The organism is Candidatus Bathycorpusculum sp. (assembly GCF_009778815.1).
Classification (GTDB): domain Archaea; phylum Thermoproteota; class Bathyarchaeia; order Bathyarchaeales; family Bathycorpusculaceae; genus Bathycorpusculum; species Bathycorpusculum hydrogenotrophicum.
Window position 1 is genome coordinate 1 of sequence record NZ_WRFL01000051.1, and the last position, 17,325, is coordinate 17,325.

Genomic DNA, 17,325 nt, shown 5'->3' on the forward strand with positions numbered 1-17,325 from the left:
ATTGTCTCAAAAATTATCCAACGCTCATCTTTGGTCAAGTTAACACTGTACTTTTTATTCATAACTAAGCACGTGTTAACATATACAATCAACACTTATTTATAATGCGGTCAAAGCAATATATTGCCGATATTGTTAAATGGGTCCAGAACAGAAACGGTTTAGGTGTCCTTGTGAGTGTCGAGTTTGCAGAAGTCCACATTCTATCCCAACAAATGAACAGCGAATTAACTGACAAAGAAGTTGCCGCCTATAAATTAGCAAATTGTACAAAATTCCAAAACATGGGTTTCATCAGTCCCCGCCTTTCTGATTTTGAGCGATTATGCGACCAAACGGTTGAAACAGTTATCTGTCACGGCAATGTTGTTCGGATCAAATTTTCTGATGCCCAAAACCTGCTTTTGGCACCTGAATATGGCGGCATAATTCTTTTCCACAAAAAAGACGGCCTAATCCCAGAAAAATTCCACCTCAAACTAGACTTCACCGACCAAACAGCTCTAACGGTTCTCTTAACCGGTATGGGTATTATCCATGCCCTTGCAGACAATGATCTCGATACCAGTTATCTCTACAGACGGGATTTCTCCCAAACCCTCTCACCAATCGATAAAGACTTCACTTTTGAGGGTTTCTCAGAGACGCTTTTGAAAAAAAATGTAAACCTAAAAACTGCACTTGTGGGTAAAGATGCCGTCGTTGTAGGTTTAGGCAATAGTGCTTTCCAAGATGTTGTTTACCGTGCTGGTATTCATCCCAAACGGAGAGCCTCCGAGCTCACCGAAGCTGAACGTCATAAGCTCTATGATGCCATAGGGTCTTTGGCCAAACAGAGACTCAATTTGGGCGGCAAAACCCAATTTGTTGATCTCTATGGTGGACGCGGCAAATACGCGTCAGTCATGCATTCTGCTATGGCAGGCAAGCTCTGTGGGGTATGCGGTACTGAGGTGATAAAGCTGAGTTTAGGCGGAGGCTACTGTTGTATCTGTCCAGGTTGTCAAAAATAGATGTTTTGGTAAAGCTTAAATGGTGGAACATAAGCATTAAGTTTTTTAAAAAGGTTGACAAATAAATGTCCCAAGTCCTAATCATGTATTGGTGGTCGAATGGGAATTAAACTATCCAAATCCGATAAAGCTTTCATACAAAAACTCCCTGTTGGGCGTCTAGCAACAGCGACTGAGGACTGTGAACCCGTCGTGCGGCCAGTCTGGCCCGTTTTTGACGGCGTCTACTTCTACATAGCCTCTGATCCTGATACCCCTAAACTGGAACATATCGAAGCTAACCCACAGATTTCCCTAGTTATCGACGACTACGACCGCGAAAACTGGTCTAACATCAAAGGTATCCGTATCCAAGGCGAAGCCGAGTTGCTCTGGGACGGCGAAGAATACCGCTATGCCCATGAATTACTCAAAGAAAAATTCCCCGAATACCAAACAGAAGAAGGCGGATGGAAAGAAGGCGACCTGCCCATAATTAAAATCACCCCAACCAGTTTTTACCGCTGGAACCAGGGTCACTGGAAATAAACCTCCCTTCCAACTGTTACCGCCACAACAGACTGCTCAATGCGCAACACAAATCCTATTTCTCTTTCTCTTTGTTGCTCTCCTTTTATGACCCCTTTTCTCTTTTGTGACTATCTTTAACGTCTTAAAAGTGCTGTTCTCTATTTTTAACTGTGGTCTCTTGTTGTCCCGATCTAGTGCTGGTTCTGTTGCTTAAGCGTACATAACCCATAGTAGTTGTTAGCGTAGTATTGTCGGGTTTTTTTGGCCAAGTTTTTTTAAGGTTATCTTCTTAACAATTGTTATGGACAATATCAATCCCATTTTCATATTACAGCCCATAATTGTCATAATTTTTAGTAGTGCACTGATGGTTTATTGGTATAAAAAACGTCGTTTTCACAAAAACATCTGGTTCTACACATTGATTGCATACGCCGGTGCCATTGCCCTAAAGTATGCCGTACAAATACCCACTATCAATCTGGTGCTAGGTGTTGGTCCTGCGGCTTTAGGTGTTTACTATGGGGTGCAAACGATTGTTTTTGAAGTGGGATTGGCTTATGCGATAGCCTATTTTGCAGTTAAACGGGGTAAGCTTGATCAGCGTGATGGTGAAGCCTATGGTTCTGGTTTAGCTTTCTGGGAAAATGTAGGGCTTATCAGTGTTCTCTCCCTTATCAACTTGGTTTCCTACTATTTTCTCATATCTGGCGGAGGTTCAGTTGCAGAGTTAATCTATGGTACGCTCGCTGAATCTGCGCCTGCATTGTTTTCCTCAAATGCAGAGGCACTAAGTTTTGTTGCGCTTGGTACGGTGGAGCGAATATCCTCAGCAATGTTTCACATAGCCTGGGGTTATCTCTGCTTTATGGCCGTCGTATACAAAAAGAAAAAACTGTTTTTCATAGCGTTACCAATGGGGTTCGTGGACTTTCTGGTTCCTTTCGCAGGAGATTCTATGGTACTCTTTGAAGTTGGACTCTTCCTTTTAGCCTCCGCTTCACTATTTGTTGCTTGGTATACAACCAAAGAATTACGCAAAAAAACTCCTCCCACCCCCAATACCCCCACAACTCTAACAGTAGATGCCCAAAAAGAAAACGAATAAACAATCATATTGTTTGTTTGTCATCTTTATTTATCCACTCGCCGAGGTTTTATAGCGCTATTGTGAAGCCAAGATGCATGCAAAATAACAAGACTTATTAACTAACCTGAATAGCGCTATATAGGTTGGGGGTTTACAAATGTCACTTGAGACAGGTAAAAATTAGGGCTTACAGCTAGCATAATAACAATTTTAACTCCTGTTATTTTGGTGGTTGTATATGCAGTTGCTATTGTACAATTATTTGCTGCTCTATTATCTTATTCTTCAAACTCTAGTCCTGCACTTGCCAATTCGTTTATGCCGGGTCTGATGGTTGGCGCAGGAATCTTAGGGGCTATAGCACTAGCTGGTTTTGTGCTCTTCTTGGTGTCAATGTATATTTTATCCAAGTACTACAATGCACGTGAAATTTTCTGGAATGTTTTCAAAGCGTTTCTGATAAACATAATTACAGGTGCAATACTTAGTGTAGTGCTTGTTTTAGTAACATTTTTTTCAGGGTTTAACCTGATAAGTTCAGCAATTGGTGGGTCTTCTTCCACTGATTTTATGACCGCTATCTACGGCTTTCTTGCTATTGTAGTAGTGCTGGTTGTGGTGGTTTACATTATATCGATCTATTGTGGTCTTCTCTATAAGCGCGCCTTTGATGCCCTAGCAGACAAATCTGGTGTAGGTGAATTTAAAACCATGGGCTTACTCTACTTTATCGGTGCAATACTGCCATCTGTTGGTATTATTATTTCTTGGATCGGTTGGATTTTTGCTGCTCTGGGTTACAATAAACTCAAAGTTGCTCCACCCCCACCTGAATCCTATCCATCTGATGTTCCACCGCAAACTGACTCCTATTCGTCTTCACAGCCTGCTCAAGCAACAAAATCTTGTTCGCATTGTGGGGCTGAGAATGTTTTAGATGCAAACTATTGTTGTGTCTGCGGTAGTCAAATGCCATAGCAAGCGGTTTTTGGGCGCCCGCTTGATTTATGGTCCACAACAATTTTTATATTTGGGGGATGGCTCCATTTCATAGGTAATTTTTATGGCTGTCAAGGTAACAGCAGATTATATTGATTTATTAAACAAAGCCGTAGAACATGAAATAGGCCTCTCAGTCCAATACATTCTTCAGCATGGCAAAATGGAAAAACTCATCAAAAAACTAATCCCTGAAAACATTTTACTTAACAAAACCACCTATGATGCAATCGGCAGCTTTCTTTACGAATTTGCAATCCAAGAAATGAAACATGCCGCCGACATCATCGAGCGCATTTACTATCTTGGCGGCAAAGCCCTTCCTATCTCAGGCAAAGTCCACATCGGCAATACCCTAAGCGAATTTGCTAAAAACGGTGTCACCGCAGAAGAAGAATCCCTAACACTCTACCGCCAAATCATAGAAACCGCTGGAAAAATAGGCGACTGGCAAACACGAACACTCTTTGAAAAAATCTATCATGAAGAAGAAGAACACCTCTTTAAATTCCAAGAATACCTAAACTTCCAAAACGAACCCGACCAACCAAGCAAAGTGCCCCTGCCAGAGTGGCGAAACATCTACACAAACGACTACTTTACCCTTCTCAACAAAGCAGTATCTGCTGAAATCACAGGCATTATCCAATACATCAACCAGCATGAAAAAATGGCGCTCCTTGCCCTCCGAGAAAAAAGCACTGCCCTTGAAACCGTCACAGAAACAAACAAAGCCGCAGTAGTCAGCAAACTTCTCAAACCCATATTTATGCAAGAGATGGACCACCTCGAAAAAATCAGCGAACGCATCTATCTCCTTGAAGGCGAAGCCGTAGCCAACCCCGATCCTCTGCCGGTAGTGGGTGAAACCGCCCAAGATTTTTTGGTTTTAGATCACAAACTTGAAAGCGACACAATCATACTCTACCGCAAAATCATCACCAAAGCCCTCGAACTTGGTGACACAACAACACGACGCCTATTTGAAGACATAATTATTCAAGAAGAAGAACACTTCTGGACATTTGACGACTACGTAAAGTAACCTCTTCTCTTATTTTTTTGAAGTTACTCTTTATGTTTCACTATGCTGTGGTTGATTTCAAGAACCTCAAATAATGGCTTATGCCGCTTAGATCATACCCTGTTTTTATTTCCACGTGTTGTTTAATTTCAACTACCGGCTGGCACACTGTTTTTTTCTTACTGTTTGTTGTAACTTAGCTTCTAAGCGCTTGTAAGCTTGAGTTTGCAAGCTTGTAAAGTTCTCTTCTCATGCTGCCCATTTTTCTTCACTAACAACAAAGTTGCGTTCTCAAAAACTATTAAATAAATTCTATCATATGCGCTTGATTGTTTAAGCAAGGAAGGGTTGACATGGTTAGAAGATCCGTATTAGATCAGATCTATCGAGAAATGATAAGTATACGAGTGAGGCTCGATGATATCGAGAATAATTTTTCAAAATTTAATCTTGCACCCCTGCCAATGACTGAATCTAATCTAATCAGTCTGCCGGACCACCTTAGGAAAACCTATATGATTGTACTATCAAAAGGGAAATGTGATGCTGTACAGGTTTCCAACCTTACCGGGAGATGTCGCGCAGTCGAGAGCAACTATCTGAATCAGCTCTCAAGAATGGGCTGGCTAGATAAACACCGAATTTCCAAAGTAGTATACTTCCAATCATCTCACACACCAAACTCTCCACTACAACCAGTGAAAACCAAACCTGAACTAATTACTACACACAACACATAATCTGTTTGTCTTTATTTTTCCAATTTTACAGTAAAACTGCTGGCCATTTGGCATTTAACTATAGAATATGTTCAACTAGTACCCAATTTTTGATGGACAGTGCGTTGCTCTTTTTTTGTACTTCTATGTTTTATAATCCCAATTTAGACTTTCGTGTTTGTTTGAGGTAGTGCTGTGAAACTTGTTTCTTTTCCTTATTTAGCGGCTGTGTTTGGATCTAAAGCTTAAATGGATCAAGATGTATCTCTCACTTTCGGAAGGAACAAACTTTGGCTGATATAATCCAAGACGGTGACTATGTACTCATTTACCTTGACGCACGCCGTACCTACATGATTAAAATGCAGGCTGGGCAAACTTTCCATACCCACAAAGGATATCTAAAACTTGATGAAATCATCGGTAAAGAATTTGGAGAACCCATCAAGAGTAGTCTAGGCGTTACTTTCACCACCCTTAAACCGACCTTAACTGATTACATGATGAAATCTGGCCGCAACACCCAAATCGTCTATCCCAAAGATGCTGCTTTGATTGTTATGTTTAGTGGAATTGGGCCTGGAAGTCGTGTGTTTGAATCCGGCACAGGTACAGGCGCATTAACCAGCGCATTAGCACATTATGTTGGTCCAACGGGCAAGGTCTATACCTACGAGTTGCGTCCTGAATTCCAAAAAAATGCTGCTAAAAACCTTCAGCGATCCAAACTTATCGATAATGTAGAGATGAAAAGCGGCGATGTTACCATGGGTATTGCCGAACGAGATCTAGATGCGGCTGTTTTGGATTTAGCTGTTCCTTGGTTGGTGGTTCCTCATGTTTATGAGGCGCTAAAACCCTCCGGAGTTGTTGTTTCTTTTAGTCCCACTATTGATCAAGTTGTGCGGACAACTGAGGCTCTTCGTGACAGCGGCTTTGTTTTTATCGAGACCATTGAGTGTCTTATGCGTACAATGCAGGTGGAGCGCGGTAAAACCCGGCCCAACACCATGATGACCGGGCACACCGGCTACATTACTCATGCTAGAAAAATAATCAAGCTCGCACAAACTGACAGCCCAATTGTTGAGCAAGAAGCCGCTATAGCTGATTCGGATTTTGATAGTTTAGATATAGAATCAGAAAATAGTGAAGTTATGGCAGAAGATTCTGCCTAAGCTTTTGTTTTTACTTTTCCTTTTACTTTTCTGCCGTTATCGGGCATGGGCATGCTTAGTTGATAGACGGCTTGTTTAAATTGTTCGCCGCTGGCACCGCGTGTTAAACCGTAGTAGGCGCCCAAGATTTTGCCAAAGTAGGGGATGATGAATTTGTCAAAGGTGTTGTAGAGCATTGGGTTTGGCAGGCGGTTTTCTAGAAATGTTGGTTTCCAGATTTTAATGTTGTATTCCCAGCATTTAATGAAGAAGTCCCAGCGGGCTTTGCTGAGGGAATCCATTTCGGTGCCTTTTTGTTTCATTAGGACACAGTTTTCTAGGGGTACAAAGAAGAGTGGTACATAGAATGCGTTGTAGTCTTTGAGTTTATCCATAAGCTCTAGTGTTTGGAGCATGTCTTCTTCTTTCTCGTCGGGTAATCCGATGATAAATGTTGATAGTGGATACCAGTCGTTGTCGTTTAGTATGCCAAAGGCGTTGGTGACGACGTCTTGCCATTGTTCGGGTTGGAAGGGTAGCATTTTGCCTGCCATGTATTTTTTCATTAGGCGTGGACTGCCTGTTTCGACGCCTGTTTCGGCTGTGATTATTGGTTTTTTTCCAAAGGAGTACCAGGATTTTTCGATGAGTATTTCTGCTAGCTCAGTTATCATTTGGGGGTCGTTCCAGACAGGTGCTAGTGACATGTGTGCGGCTTGGATGCTTTTTACGCCTGGGTAATCTGCGACGGTTTTGAAGAGTTTAACCACTGCTTCGCGGTTAGGGATAAACTGGGGGTCTTTTTGGCCGTAGAGGAACATGTCTTCGGTGATTAGGGTGATGTGATCGCTGCCTTGTGCTACGCTTAGGGCGACTTCTTTCATGATTTTGTCCATCGGCACATCGATTTTGTGTTGCATGGTGGGTGTGCAGAATTGGCAGTTTCTGCCGCAGCCTTTGTTGATTTCTACTGCGCCGTGGATTGCGACGTTTTGGATTGTGGGTATTTCTTGGTTGTAATCCCAATTGTTGAGGGATTCGTCGGCTTTTGCTAGCCGGGGCAGGGGTTCATCGTTGAGTGCTTTTTTAAACAGCTCTACTATGGGTCCTGGTCTGCCGCCCATTAAAACGCAGTCGACTCCGTAGCTTTCTGAGACGTTTTGGCGTTCGAGTTGCCATGAGCCATATCCGCCGACGATGATTTTGGGTCTGTATTTTTTTATGGCGGGGTGCATGACGAGTTTGCGGAATTCGATGCGGTTCATTGATTCGCCGCCGCCTACGATGGAGCTGTAGGTTTTGCTGACATAGCCCATGCCTGTGGGGTCCATGCTTGATATGCCCACGACTTTGGTTTGGGGGCCGATGAATTTGGACAGGTCTTCGGGGTATGCAACTGCGATGTCGTCTGGTGAGAATCCGCCTTCAAGGAGAATGGATTCGACTTTTCGCAGTCCATATGGTACGTAGCTTGCTTGACCATCTGCCCGTTGAGGGCGGTGTGGATAGAGGGTTTTGCGTACATATGAGAGTGGGATTGGGCCTTTGCCAAATCCTCCTGAAAAAGCGATGAATGGGTTATTTAGGAAGTCACTCATTTCAGTTGCTGATGCTGTGAGGACAATTTTTTTACCGCTTGTTGTTTCCAACCTTCTATTCCTCTCTGGGTTAGAGTTCCAATATGTGTATTTTCCTTTTAAAAATTGCTGTACGTTGGTCCTTTATGCGGGCGCGGTTTGGAGTATGTATTGGTTGTTGCTCTGTTGTGGGGTGGTTTGGTTTTTGGTGTTTTGTTTTTATGTTGAAATGCTGCTGTAAATCGGCAAAATTGCTAAAATTAGACAAGATTTATATCGCTGTGTACTAAGTGTAGTTATTAAGCAAACAAACAGAGAGAAAGGGGAAGAAAAAAGATATGTTTAAAGCGAGTGAACAAAAAGAGGTTTCAACAAAACTCACCAAGGGCCTGCTTGACGTGATTGTTCTGCAGTTCCTAAATACCGAATCTATGCACGGTTATCAAATCATTACCCGTATCCGCAAAAATTTTGGCGTTTACTTTGGTCCAAGCACCGTCTATCCACTATTGGGCGTACTTGAAAAGAAAGGGTTCATCGACAGCAAATGGGATATGTCCTGCGAACGTCCAAGAAAAATTTACCGCTTAACCACTGATGGGCACAGTGTACTTAATTTCACAGAAGAATCCCTTGTGCATATCTGCCGAAAAATAACTCCCGATATTGTAACCGAACGCGCTGTTCCAAGTTGCGTCTGCTAAAACAAGCTATCTCCCTGAGATAACTTGACCAAGCAACTTATACTTTCTAACAGCTGATTATCACGATATATTCAACTTTTTAAATCACAAATTTTATACCCGCTATTCAAGTTGGCAAATAACGTAAATAGTTGCTAAAGAAGGGTGCCACCAAACAAAGCTCTGGCACTTTTTTATAGACGTTAGAAACGGATTGAGTGGGTTATTGTGTTGTGTTATTAGCTGTTGTCGGGTTTGCTTTTTGTCCCTCTAGCCAATTTTTGGATTCAACTAGAGTTTTCCCAGCAAACGTCATCTTTAGAGCACCCTCATAGGGGCAGATCTCAACGCATCTTGCACAGAGCATACATCGGGATTCAGTGACATCCCCGCCTTTTTTGTCATACATCGCTGTTGCTTGTGTAGGACAGGCACGTTTACAAACGCCGCATTTGGTACATTTTTGCTGATCTTTCTCAAGTTTGGTAAGCGCAATACGGTTAAATGGTTTAAAGGTGCTGAAAAACCCTGTTATAGCACCCAATGGACAGATACGGCACCAGAACCGCCGGTATGCAAAAGCCAAAATGCTAACGATGATAAGAACTGTTATGTTTATAGAGGATATATAACCGCCCTCTATCCAAAACGGACCATAGGCTATCTGAGAGACATAACTATAGCTCATCGCTCCCACAGCACATTCTGCTAGAACACACAATGGCCTTGCAGGGCAGACCAAACAGAAAGGTTCGTTAATTTTACCTATTATTCCAGCTTCCGTTCCCTGCGGCCCGCCAGGAATTGTCCCAGGGACAAGTTCAGTGCCAAATATAGCATATGAACCAAAAATGACACTTAGCAAGAGAAATACTGCAATTATAATGTATCGAGCCTGACCAAGTTTAACATTAGTCTTATTTGAAAAACTTAGATGCCGACGTCGTGTCAACTTGCGGATTCGTGTCAGCACATCTTGATACAAACCAAACGGACAAAGCCATCCGCAGACAGATCGGCCAAGTATTATAGCTGCCGCAGCCACCAGCCCCACTACAATACCTATTTTCTCCAGTCCCGATGTAGAGTAAATCACGTTGTAGCCACGGGCATGATCCCAAAACGGAAAAATGTAGGCTTGAAGTTGCCAAATTGGACAGGTTACTGTGCGTCCATTAGGATAGTAGCATGCTAGAATCGGAAAGGAGATCCCATCAGGAAACTGATTGCCCAAAAAGTCTGCTCCTATGAGATGGTCTCTGGGTGCGGGTCCTAACGGTTGAAAAAGCGGAACATTAAAGGGACCTAAAATAAGTCCCATAAAAACAGCGACAACGGCTGCTATTTGGATAACAAGCCTTAGTGAGCTGATTTTCTTGGTTTTATCCTTGGTAAGTTTAAAGATCAAGATGGAGCTGATGATAACGATCAGTATGTAGATGGGTATGACAATAAGCGGTGAGTTTTCGGTTTGCACTGCAGACATCTGTTATCGCCTCGCTTTTATGCTAATTACTGTAGCCGCTAAAACGGTGCCAACGACCACTGCAACAACTGTTAGCGCAACTGAATGCTGTTCATAGAAGGGCCGGTCATTATCATTGGGTATATCCCAGTTGTAGTGGATCACAGTAACGTTGCCAATTTGCCCATTAACAACTACTGTATTGCCCCGTCGTAGTTGCCAGCCTTCGCCTTCATTTATATATTGGCGGTTAAGTGTTACCATCCAATCCGCAGAATTGGTTGTATAGTTGATGCCTAAATTAATTCTTTGCACTCCTTCACCCTCTGCGATATACCTCAAATATTGAGAACGCCCAAACGCAGAGATGGAGCGAAAGTCAGTTATTGTTACATTAGAGTTCTCAACGGAGATATAGAGGGTTCCCCGAGTTTGAGAGCTGTTAAGTACTAAGCCTCTAAAAACCCATGTATTATTCTCTAAAACAGCTGATCTGTAGGAGCCGTTCACGGCAAAGTTGATGGAGCCACCCAGCTGGGGAATACTGAAATTATCGGTGGGCATAAAACTGGTTGTATTTTGCGCTTGAATGCTTGGAATAACTGGCAAAATAACTAGACTTAAAAAAATACTTACTACTATACCCACTTGGGCTGACCGGAGCTTAGATATTAGCAAGATATGTCCTTATAGCAATCGTTATTAAAAGATGTTTGGATATAAAGGCCGTTAATGGCCTTTATTTGTTAAACGCTGAATAGCTGCTATTAAATATCAAAGTTTTGTTGTTGAGATTCGCTGGATTCCTCTTCTTCTTCTGCGACTGCTTCGTATTCGTCGTCTTTTTCTTCTTTTGGTGCAGACGGCCATGGTTGGTTATTGGGTGGTTGGTTATTGGGTGGTTGGTTTGCGAACACGGGTGCTGGTTGTTTGTTTCTGCGCGACATAAACAGTGCTATAGCGATTACGGCAACGATTCCTGTGACGGTTATGATAGCAATGATTGTTGAGGTCTCCAATGAAGAGTTGTTGTTTGGTTCAGAGTTTGTTGAACTTGGGCCTGGGGTTGATGAGACAGTGCTGGCATCGCCAATTGTTATGGAGAATTGTGGTGAATCCCATGAAAAGCCTGAGCCTGTGGAGTCATATCCATCAACAGCAACGTAGTAGGTGTGTATTCCAGCTCTTATGGTTGACGGAATTGCGATGCTGTAAGTCTCAGAAGTGAAGGTCTCTCCAGCTGCAACTGTGACAGGGCTTGAGACGTATTGGGGACCTACAAATTGGGGATTTCCTCCACTATCTGGAGGTATCCAGTCGCCATTTATACCTATTCTGGCTATTTGTATCTGTTTTTGAAGTTTGTTTTCGAAACTAAGTGTGATTGTTACTGTATCTCCGGGTTGGGGTGATGTTTTTGACCATCTGACAGAAGCTGTGGCTTCATTTGATCCAAGCGCTGAAACCATGCTGAGGCACAAAAAACCGCTGATGAAAAATGCAGCTACTATAATTGCAATTCGAAATGCTTTCAACTTCATTCCTCTTTACCACACGTTGCAGTTTGACTATATATTATTTTCCCATAATTTGTTCCTATGATTGTCAAATAAAATGAGGTTGGAACAGTTTGAACACTTTGCTGTTCCTTTTTAGGCGATTTATGCAAGCAGGCTTGCTTGATCCACTAGATGAGCTGTACCGTCTGGACAGTAAACTTTTTCGCCTAACCTTACTTTGCGGAAACGTTTGATGCAGGGTCTCTGCAACCCGCAACCATCACAATCTCGCGAAATCATTTTTTTTCTCACCCCTCTCCTTTCGCGGATATACAATACTGGACTTTAACATTTTTAAGGCATTTTACATCCCAGAGCTTGGGGCTACGGCAACCTTAAGTTAGAGCATACCCTGTTTGGCTTAGGAAACAAGAAAAAATGATTGATCCAGTTGCGAATACGATCCTAGATATTGCTGGTATCATAAACTTTATCGCTTTACTTTGGATGTTGCGGGCCGTAATTAAGAACCGTAATTATCTGCGGGGCTTTAGCATAGTTGGTTCATTTTTAACTTTTATCTCCATCGTCGGTTTTGAGATCGCATACTATTTGGTGGGAAATACTCTAGCCTTTATACTAGGCTGGGCAACAGTAACATTTTGGTTTCTTGCATTCGTTTACGGCTTAAAACAAAAACTCAGCCCCAAACCCAAACCCGCCCCTGAAACGGCATAGACTGTGATATGCACAGTGAGGGTGTGTATTTTTGGTTGTCCAGCTTGGTGTTTTAGTTTGTTGTTTCTTTGGTTATCTGAAGCGTTTTTTTGGTTAGTTATCATCTGTATGGTGTAGTGGTGTGAAAAGCTTTATTTTGTTGCATGTTGTTGGTGGGGTCTATAGGCGGATATCTTGTCCGTTGGGATGTGGCCGAAAGGCTGAACCGCAAACAAAAAAAGTGATTTGAAATGGCATACAAATACATCGCTGAAGAATGGGCAAAGCCTGAAGAAAGCTTTGTTGACGATTTAATGCGTCAGCGCTTAATTCAGTGGCGCAAACAGCCCTCTACTCTTAGAATAGAAAACCCCACAAGGCTCGACCGAGCCCGTAAACTAGGATATAAAGCCAAGCAGGGATTCGTAATTGCACGAACCAAAGTCCGCAGAGGCGGATTGCGCAAAATTCGTCCCCGCTCCGGCAGACGCCCAAAACGTATGGGTGTTAACAAATTTAAACCCGCTAAAAATCTTAGATTAATCGCAGAAGAACGTACTGCAAAGCACTTTCCCAACCTTGAGGTGCTCAACAGCTACTGGGTTGGAGAAGACGGCAGACACAAATGGTTTGAAGTTATCCTCGTTGACCCCAATGCACCAACCATACAAACTGACAAACACATCAGCTGGATAACTGAGAGACAACACACAAGCCGTGTATTCCGTAGCATGACCAGCGCAGGTAAAAGCGTCCGTGGACTACGTAACCGTGGTGCAGGCGCAGAAAAAGCTCGCCCAAGCCACCGCAAGGGTGCAAAGAAACACCACGGCGTAAAACGCCAACGCAAAGGAGATGGGCCGCAGTAATGCACCACATCAAACCCACCTTCCCCAAACCCAACGGCAAGCAAAAACAAAACCGAGGCTTTAGCGTAAATGAACTCAAAGCCGCCGGCGTTAGCATCCAACAAGCCCGAAATGCCGGGCTACCCGTTGATGTCCGCCGCAGTAGCCAACGCGACCAAAACATCGAAGCTATAAAAGCACATCTCAAACCGTAAAGCTAAAAGCCACCGACATACACAAAACGCTCGACAACAAATGTCGTCAAAACTTTCCATAGGATACATCGATATACGCGTATCAGCACACGCAACCGAAGATCCGGGTAAAGTTGAAGGTGCCGCAAAAAATCTCTTTCCTGCGGAACTTCAAGAAACCCTTCTCTTTGAGAAAACTAAACTAAGTGGGCATCATACCAACCCCATCATTTTATTAACCGCCAAACTAACCGAGCGTAAACTCTTACCCCTAGTTCTCAAAAAATTCGGCACTGATCTAAATACCCTTGACAAAGAACAACTAAACCAAGACATAACCCAACACCTCGAAAAAGGCAACCTGTATTTGCGCTTTGATAAACAAGTCGCAGTTTTAGGCTTACTCAAATTTACACAAACTGACCCCATCCACTTAAAAATCCATTTTAAAAATAAAACCCCAGATGAAATCATCGAGTTAGCTAAACAATCTGGGCTACTGCCATGAAACGCAGATGCATCGATCTCCATCTTAGGGCAAACCCCAAAGACCCCCAAACAACCCAGCGCCTAATTGAGCGCGCCGCCTGCTTTGGCTACCATGCCATAAGTATACCCCTCTCTGCACAATTCGAAGACAACCAACTGAATCTGCTAAGAGCCGCCTGCAATCAAGCAGGCCTAGATTTTATCAGCCGAGTAGATTTTAAACCTCGCAACACTGAGGATTTGATGCGTTTTCTTCGCAAAAACCGTCGTCGTCTTGAAATCATCTGCATTATCTGTGATGATAAAGAGATTGCACGTCAAGCCGCCAAAGACCGTCGTGTGGATCTGCTAAACTTTCCCAGTTTGGATTACCATAAACGGTTTTTTGACCGCGCTGAAGCCGAATTAGCCAGTGCAGGCTTAGCCGCACTCGAAGTAGACATTAGGCCTCTGCTGATTTTGGAAGGTCCAGCACGTGTGCGACTACTTTCCAATTTGCGCCGTGAGGTTGCTCTTGCCCAAGAATTCAAGGTGCCCCTTCTAGTTTCCAGCGGCGCTTCAGAATCCCATTTGATGCGCATGCCCAAAGATTTAGCGTGTCTTTGTTATTTGTTTGGGCTAAACCAACCCCAAGCCCTAGATGCCCTGTCTACAACTCCAAATACCCTAATAGAGCGTAACCGTGAAAAGCTGCGTTCCAAGTTTGTGGCGCCTGGTATAACTCTGATCCGAGGAGCTGAGATGACTTGAAACGTACCAAACGCCGTTATTTAGCTCTGCAACTAGAATGCGAAGGGTTGCCCAGCGAGCGGGAGCTTATGGATGCTCTTTGGGATTCTGTAACTAAGCTCTATGGTGAGGTTGGGGCAAGTTTGACTGGGTTATCTTTGATTGATTTTAATACAACCCGAAAAGTTGTGGTGATACGGGTTTTGCTTGCTTCTTTGCCCTCGGTGCGAGCGGGTTTAGCCGCAGTTACCTCAGTGGCTGGGGTGGAGGCATCGGTGCATGTATTATCTGTTTCAGGGACAATTAAGGCACTTTTTTCAAACCTTTAATTTACGTATGTAAAGGTTTATTTTGACTAATGTTAAGACATTCGAGTTTAAAGTCTTAAATTCCTTGAACAACTGTACACAAATATACCAGAAACCTTTATCAACGATATACAAACGTTAATTACCCTATATAAAGGCGTAAGGAGAAACGCAAAACTAGACAAAGGAGAGCATAAAATGGACATAAAAGATTTCTTCTTCAAACTGCCCCCCCTAAAAACAGAAGCAATAATCGACGATACCACCCTAAGAGACGGTATCCAAATGCCCGGCTTAGCCGTGGGACCAAAAGACGCCGCCAAAATAGCCAGTTTACTCTGTGATTTAGGCGTTGGACGCATAGAAGTATTTCACTACCAAGAACCCGACAAACACGCAGCCAAACTCATTCTAGACCAAAACCTAGACATGCGAGTTGCAGGCTGGTGTCGAGCCGTCAAAGAAGACATAGACAGCGCCGTCAAATGCGGCTTCAAAGAAGTCGGCATCTCACACCCCGTATCATTTATACACTTCAAAGCAAAATGGCCCGAAAAAACAGCCGAACAAATCCTATCAAACGTCGTCGAGGTTACCGAATACGCCGCAAAAACCTGCGGCCTACGAACCTTTGTGCACGGCGAAGACAGCACTCGCGCCGACTGGGACTTTGAACGAAAATTCATAAACGCCATAGCCGACGCAGGCGCCGAATGCTACCGCCTCTGTGACACAGTAGGCATCGGCCTACCCGACCAAAACGCACCCATGCCAAACGGCATACCCGCCAAAGTAGTAGCCATCAAAAAAGAAACAAAAATCCCATCCCTTGAAATTCACGCACACGACGACTTCGGCAACGCAGTCGGCAACACCATGGCCGCCATCCAAGCAGCAGACGGCCTATTTGACAAAGTCTACGCCAGCACCACATTCCTAGGCATAGGCGAACGCGCAGGCAACGCAGAAACAGAAAAAATCCTACTCAACTTCTACCTACAACGCGGCATCAAACGATTCGAAGGCAAACTCCACACACTCAAAGACACAGCAAACTATATCGGCAAAGCAACAGGATTTGTCGTCCCACCCAACAAAGCCATCGTCGGAGACTATGGATTTGCCCACGAATCAGGCATCCACACACACGGCGTTCTAAACGACCCCTGGACCTACGAACCCTACCCACCCGAACTAGTTGGCAACGCACGACGCCTAACCATCGGCAAACAAAGCGGCAAAGGCATTATAAAACACAAAATCACCGAACTAACCGGCAACGAACCCGACGACACAGTAGTTGCAACAGTCGTTGAAACCATAAAAGACCTCTACGCAAACGGACGCCGAGCATCACTACAAGAAGAAGAATTCCACAAGATCCTCCGGATCCTAAAGGTTCTTCCAGAAAACACCTGCCACTAAATACCCCTCCCTTCTTCTTTTTAAACCCTAATCACTCAGCTTTTGGGTAATACAACTCAAGCTTATGCATGCTTATTTCTGAATTAACTTAATTACGTGTACTCTTCAGGGTTTTTGTTTATCAAAAAATGGTGTATAGCGTGATCTGCTCAAAAGTGCCGCCAGCGTCGACACTTTTCACTTGTTATTCGTCGCTAAAGCCGAATTCGAGTCTGTCATGAGTTTTTTTATATTTTTGCTCATGCTGGTCTTTGGTTGTACCAAAGGTGGCGTTGTGTCTTTGTAGGTCTGCTTGTGTTAAAAAAATGCAGGCGCAGTGAGGGCATTTGTATAGATTTTTTTCTGTCATTTTATCGCCTAGTGTAGGGTTATCCATATTTTTTTGCCGTCAAGTTCTGATTCATGCCATTGTGTTTCGATTTCACTGCAGTTTGTGTGTAGATAGACTTTTTGGGTACGTACTAAGCCTGCCATAGTTTCTATGTAGGGTTCAAGCAGAGTTGCGCTTTCTGCATCTAGTTCTGCTATGTGGACTGCTTCGAGTACTTCGGTGGGTACAAATCCCTTCTCTTTACGCAGTGCTTGAACTCGGCGGGCTAAATCACGCATAATACCCTCACCTAGCAGGGTGTCGTCACGTTGACCACTGATAAACACTGTAATCTCATCTTCTTGGCGGGAAACCCAGTTTTCACTATCTGCATCTGCTGGAACCGTTTGGCTATATTCGACTGATTTAACGTTGGTCTGCTCTAGAAATAGCTCTTCGAGGGTTTTTAGTGCTTGCAGAGTTTTTTCGGGTGCCACAACGATTGCTTTGCTTAGTGGCCAGCGGCGTTTGAGTTTTCCTTGTTGGCGTGCGGCAAAGGAAATTGAAAC

The 17,325-nt window shown here is 43.6% G+C and carries 22 protein-coding genes; 15 read left to right on the forward strand and 7 right to left on the reverse strand.

The genetic code is table 11. From position 1 onward, the window contains the following. Positions 1-173: 173 nt before the first annotated feature. From FWF39_RS09300 to FWF39_RS09330, 7 genes are all read left to right on the forward strand, one after another. A complete protein-coding gene (locus FWF39_RS09300; protein ID WP_343383166.1) occupies positions 174-1,013 on the forward strand; it encodes a hypothetical protein in 840 nt (279 codons plus the stop codon). A 99-nt stretch (positions 1,014-1,112) separates the two neighbouring features. Beyond that, on the forward strand, positions 1,113-1,541 hold the full coding sequence (locus tag FWF39_RS09305) for a pyridoxamine 5'-phosphate oxidase family protein (protein ID WP_343383167.1): 429 nt from the start codon (positions 1,113-1,115) through the stop codon (positions 1,539-1,541). A 283-nt stretch (positions 1,542-1,824) separates the two neighbouring features. Further along, positions 1,825-2,631: a YhfC family glutamic-type intramembrane protease gene (locus tag FWF39_RS09310; protein ID WP_343383168.1), complete on the forward strand. Its 807-nt coding sequence runs from the start codon at positions 1,825-1,827 to the stop codon at positions 2,629-2,631. Positions 2,632-2,841: 210 nt separating this feature from the next. After that, a complete protein-coding gene (locus FWF39_RS09315) occupies positions 2,842-3,591 on the forward strand; it encodes a DUF996 domain-containing protein (protein WP_343383187.1) in 750 nt (249 codons plus the stop codon). 85 nt (positions 3,592-3,676) lie between these two features. Then, complete coding sequence (locus FWF39_RS09320; RefSeq protein WP_343383169.1) at positions 3,677-4,657, forward strand: ferritin-like domain-containing protein; 981 nt, start codon at positions 3,677-3,679, stop codon at positions 4,655-4,657. 332 nt (positions 4,658-4,989) lie between these two features. Then, positions 4,990-5,376 carry a hypothetical protein gene (locus FWF39_RS09325; RefSeq protein WP_343383170.1) on the forward strand — a complete coding sequence of 129 codons (387 nt, stop codon included), beginning with the start codon at positions 4,990-4,992 and terminating at the stop codon, positions 5,374-5,376. 269 nt (positions 5,377-5,645) lie between these two features. Beyond that, positions 5,646-6,533 (forward strand): tRNA (adenine-N1)-methyltransferase, encoded by an 888-nt coding sequence (locus FWF39_RS09330; RefSeq protein ID WP_343383171.1) that lies wholly within the window; start codon positions 5,646-5,648, stop codon positions 6,531-6,533. Here FWF39_RS09330 and FWF39_RS09335 read toward each other — a convergent pair. After that, positions 6,530-8,161, reverse strand: a complete 1,632-nt coding sequence (locus FWF39_RS09335; RefSeq protein ID WP_343383172.1) for a radical SAM protein — start codon at positions 8,159-8,161, stop codon at positions 6,530-6,532. The two genes, FWF39_RS09330 and FWF39_RS09335, sit on opposite strands and share 4 nt — an antisense overlap. A 266-nt stretch (positions 8,162-8,427) precedes the next feature. On the opposite strand from FWF39_RS09335, the gene FWF39_RS09340 reads away from it, so the two are divergent. After that, on the forward strand, positions 8,428-8,793 hold the full coding sequence (locus FWF39_RS09340; protein ID WP_343383173.1) for a PadR family transcriptional regulator: 366 nt from the start codon (positions 8,428-8,430) through the stop codon (positions 8,791-8,793). 202 nt (positions 8,794-8,995) lie between these two features. Here the strand turns inward: FWF39_RS09340 and FWF39_RS09345 are convergent, their stop codons facing one another. The 4 genes from FWF39_RS09345 to FWF39_RS09360 form a co-directional block, all read right to left on the reverse strand. After that, complete coding sequence (locus FWF39_RS09345) at positions 8,996-10,258, reverse strand: 4Fe-4S binding protein (protein WP_343383174.1); 1,263 nt, start codon at positions 10,256-10,258, stop codon at positions 8,996-8,998. Between the two features lie 3 nt (positions 10,259-10,261). Further along, positions 10,262-10,846 (reverse strand): hypothetical protein, encoded by a 585-nt coding sequence (locus FWF39_RS09350; protein ID WP_343383175.1) that lies wholly within the window; start codon positions 10,844-10,846, stop codon positions 10,262-10,264. A 158-nt stretch (positions 10,847-11,004) separates the two neighbouring features. Continuing rightward, complete coding sequence (locus FWF39_RS09355) at positions 11,005-11,778, reverse strand: hypothetical protein (RefSeq protein ID WP_343383176.1); 774 nt, start codon at positions 11,776-11,778, stop codon at positions 11,005-11,007. A 120-nt stretch (positions 11,779-11,898) separates the two neighbouring features. After that, complete coding sequence (locus tag FWF39_RS09360; RefSeq protein ID WP_343383177.1) at positions 11,899-12,036, reverse strand: hypothetical protein; 138 nt, start codon at positions 12,034-12,036, stop codon at positions 11,899-11,901. 138 nt (positions 12,037-12,174) lie between these two features. Here FWF39_RS09360 and FWF39_RS09365 point away from each other — a divergent pair, with 138 nt between their 5' ends. The 7 genes from FWF39_RS09365 (at position 12,175) to FWF39_RS09395 (ending at position 16,446) form a co-directional block, all read left to right on the forward strand. Continuing rightward, entirely contained in the window at positions 12,175-12,474 is a 300-nt protein-coding gene (locus FWF39_RS09365; protein WP_343383178.1) for a hypothetical protein, read from the forward strand. Between the two features lie 230 nt (positions 12,475-12,704). Further along, positions 12,705-13,322 carry a 50S ribosomal protein L15e gene (locus FWF39_RS09370; RefSeq protein ID WP_343383179.1) on the forward strand — a complete coding sequence of 206 codons (618 nt, stop codon included), beginning with the start codon at positions 12,705-12,707 and terminating at the stop codon, positions 13,320-13,322. Beyond that, on the forward strand, positions 13,322-13,516 hold the full coding sequence (locus FWF39_RS09375; protein ID WP_343383180.1) for a ribosomal protein L13e: 195 nt from the start codon (positions 13,322-13,324) through the stop codon (positions 13,514-13,516). The genes FWF39_RS09370 and FWF39_RS09375 overlap by 1 nt, the downstream gene beginning before the upstream one ends. A gap of 40 nt (positions 13,517-13,556) precedes the next feature. Next, on the forward strand, positions 13,557-14,003 hold the full coding sequence (locus FWF39_RS09380) for an RNA-binding domain-containing protein (RefSeq protein WP_343383181.1): 447 nt from the start codon (positions 13,557-13,559) through the stop codon (positions 14,001-14,003). Further along, positions 14,000-14,734 carry an RNase P subunit p30 family protein gene (locus FWF39_RS09385; RefSeq protein ID WP_343383182.1) on the forward strand — a complete coding sequence of 245 codons (735 nt, stop codon included), beginning with the start codon at positions 14,000-14,002 and terminating at the stop codon, positions 14,732-14,734. Before FWF39_RS09380 ends, FWF39_RS09385 begins: the two co-directional genes overlap by 4 nt. Further along, positions 14,731-15,042, forward strand: coding sequence for an Rpp14/Pop5 family protein (locus tag FWF39_RS09390; protein ID WP_343383183.1), 312 nt, complete (start codon positions 14,731-14,733; stop codon positions 15,040-15,042). The genes FWF39_RS09385 and FWF39_RS09390 overlap by 4 nt, the downstream gene beginning before the upstream one ends. 177 nt (positions 15,043-15,219) lie before the next feature. Then, positions 15,220-16,446: an isopropylmalate synthase gene (locus tag FWF39_RS09395; protein WP_343383184.1), complete on the forward strand. Its 1,227-nt coding sequence runs from the start codon at positions 15,220-15,222 to the stop codon at positions 16,444-16,446. A gap of 184 nt (positions 16,447-16,630) precedes the next feature. Here the strand turns inward: FWF39_RS09395 and FWF39_RS09400 are convergent, their stop codons facing one another. Further along, the gene (locus FWF39_RS09400) at positions 16,631-16,795 is read right to left on the reverse strand and encodes a hypothetical protein (protein WP_343383185.1); all 165 of its coding nucleotides are present in this window, start codon (positions 16,793-16,795) and stop codon (positions 16,631-16,633) included. Between the two features lie 8 nt (positions 16,796-16,803). Continuing rightward, on the reverse strand, positions 16,804-17,325 hold a 522-nt coding region (locus FWF39_RS09405; protein ID WP_343383186.1), incomplete at its 5' end, for a DUF5915 domain-containing protein.

What these genes read in the sequence shown, in the direction of transcription:
- FWF39_RS09365 (WP_343383178.1), top strand. Translation starts at nt 12,175, where the DNA reads ATGATTGATCCAGTTGCGAATACGATCCTAGATATTGCTGGTATCATA.
- FWF39_RS09345 (WP_343383174.1), bottom strand. Translation starts at nt 10,258, where the DNA reads ATGTCTGCAGTGCAAACCGAAAACTCACCGCTTATTGTCATACCCATC.
- FWF39_RS09370 (WP_343383179.1), top strand. Translation starts at nt 12,705, where the DNA reads ATGGCATACAAATACATCGCTGAAGAATGGGCAAAGCCTGAAGAAAGC.
- FWF39_RS09400 (WP_343383185.1), bottom strand. Translation starts at nt 16,795, where the DNA reads ATGACAGAAAAAAATCTATACAAATGCCCTCACTGCGCCTGCATTTTT.
- FWF39_RS09375 (WP_343383180.1), top strand. Translation starts at nt 13,322, where the DNA reads ATGCACCACATCAAACCCACCTTCCCCAAACCCAACGGCAAGCAAAAA.
- FWF39_RS09340 (WP_343383173.1), top strand. Translation starts at nt 8,428, where the DNA reads ATGTTTAAAGCGAGTGAACAAAAAGAGGTTTCAACAAAACTCACCAAG.
- FWF39_RS09360 (WP_343383177.1), bottom strand. Translation starts at nt 12,036, where the DNA reads ATGATTTCGCGAGATTGTGATGGTTGCGGGTTGCAGAGACCCTGCATC.
- FWF39_RS09310 (WP_343383168.1), top strand. Translation starts at nt 1,825, where the DNA reads ATGGACAATATCAATCCCATTTTCATATTACAGCCCATAATTGTCATA.
- FWF39_RS09320 (WP_343383169.1), top strand. Translation starts at nt 3,677, where the DNA reads ATGGCTGTCAAGGTAACAGCAGATTATATTGATTTATTAAACAAAGCC.
- FWF39_RS09325 (WP_343383170.1), top strand. Translation starts at nt 4,990, where the DNA reads ATGGTTAGAAGATCCGTATTAGATCAGATCTATCGAGAAATGATAAGT.
- FWF39_RS09395 (WP_343383184.1), top strand. Translation starts at nt 15,220, where the DNA reads ATGGACATAAAAGATTTCTTCTTCAAACTGCCCCCCCTAAAAACAGAA.
- FWF39_RS09385 (WP_343383182.1), top strand. Translation starts at nt 14,000, where the DNA reads ATGAAACGCAGATGCATCGATCTCCATCTTAGGGCAAACCCCAAAGAC.
- FWF39_RS09380 (WP_343383181.1), top strand. Translation starts at nt 13,557, where the DNA reads ATGTCGTCAAAACTTTCCATAGGATACATCGATATACGCGTATCAGCA.
- FWF39_RS09355 (WP_343383176.1), bottom strand. Translation starts at nt 11,778, where the DNA reads ATGAAGTTGAAAGCATTTCGAATTGCAATTATAGTAGCTGCATTTTTC.
- FWF39_RS09305 (WP_343383167.1), top strand. Translation starts at nt 1,113, where the DNA reads ATGGGAATTAAACTATCCAAATCCGATAAAGCTTTCATACAAAAACTC.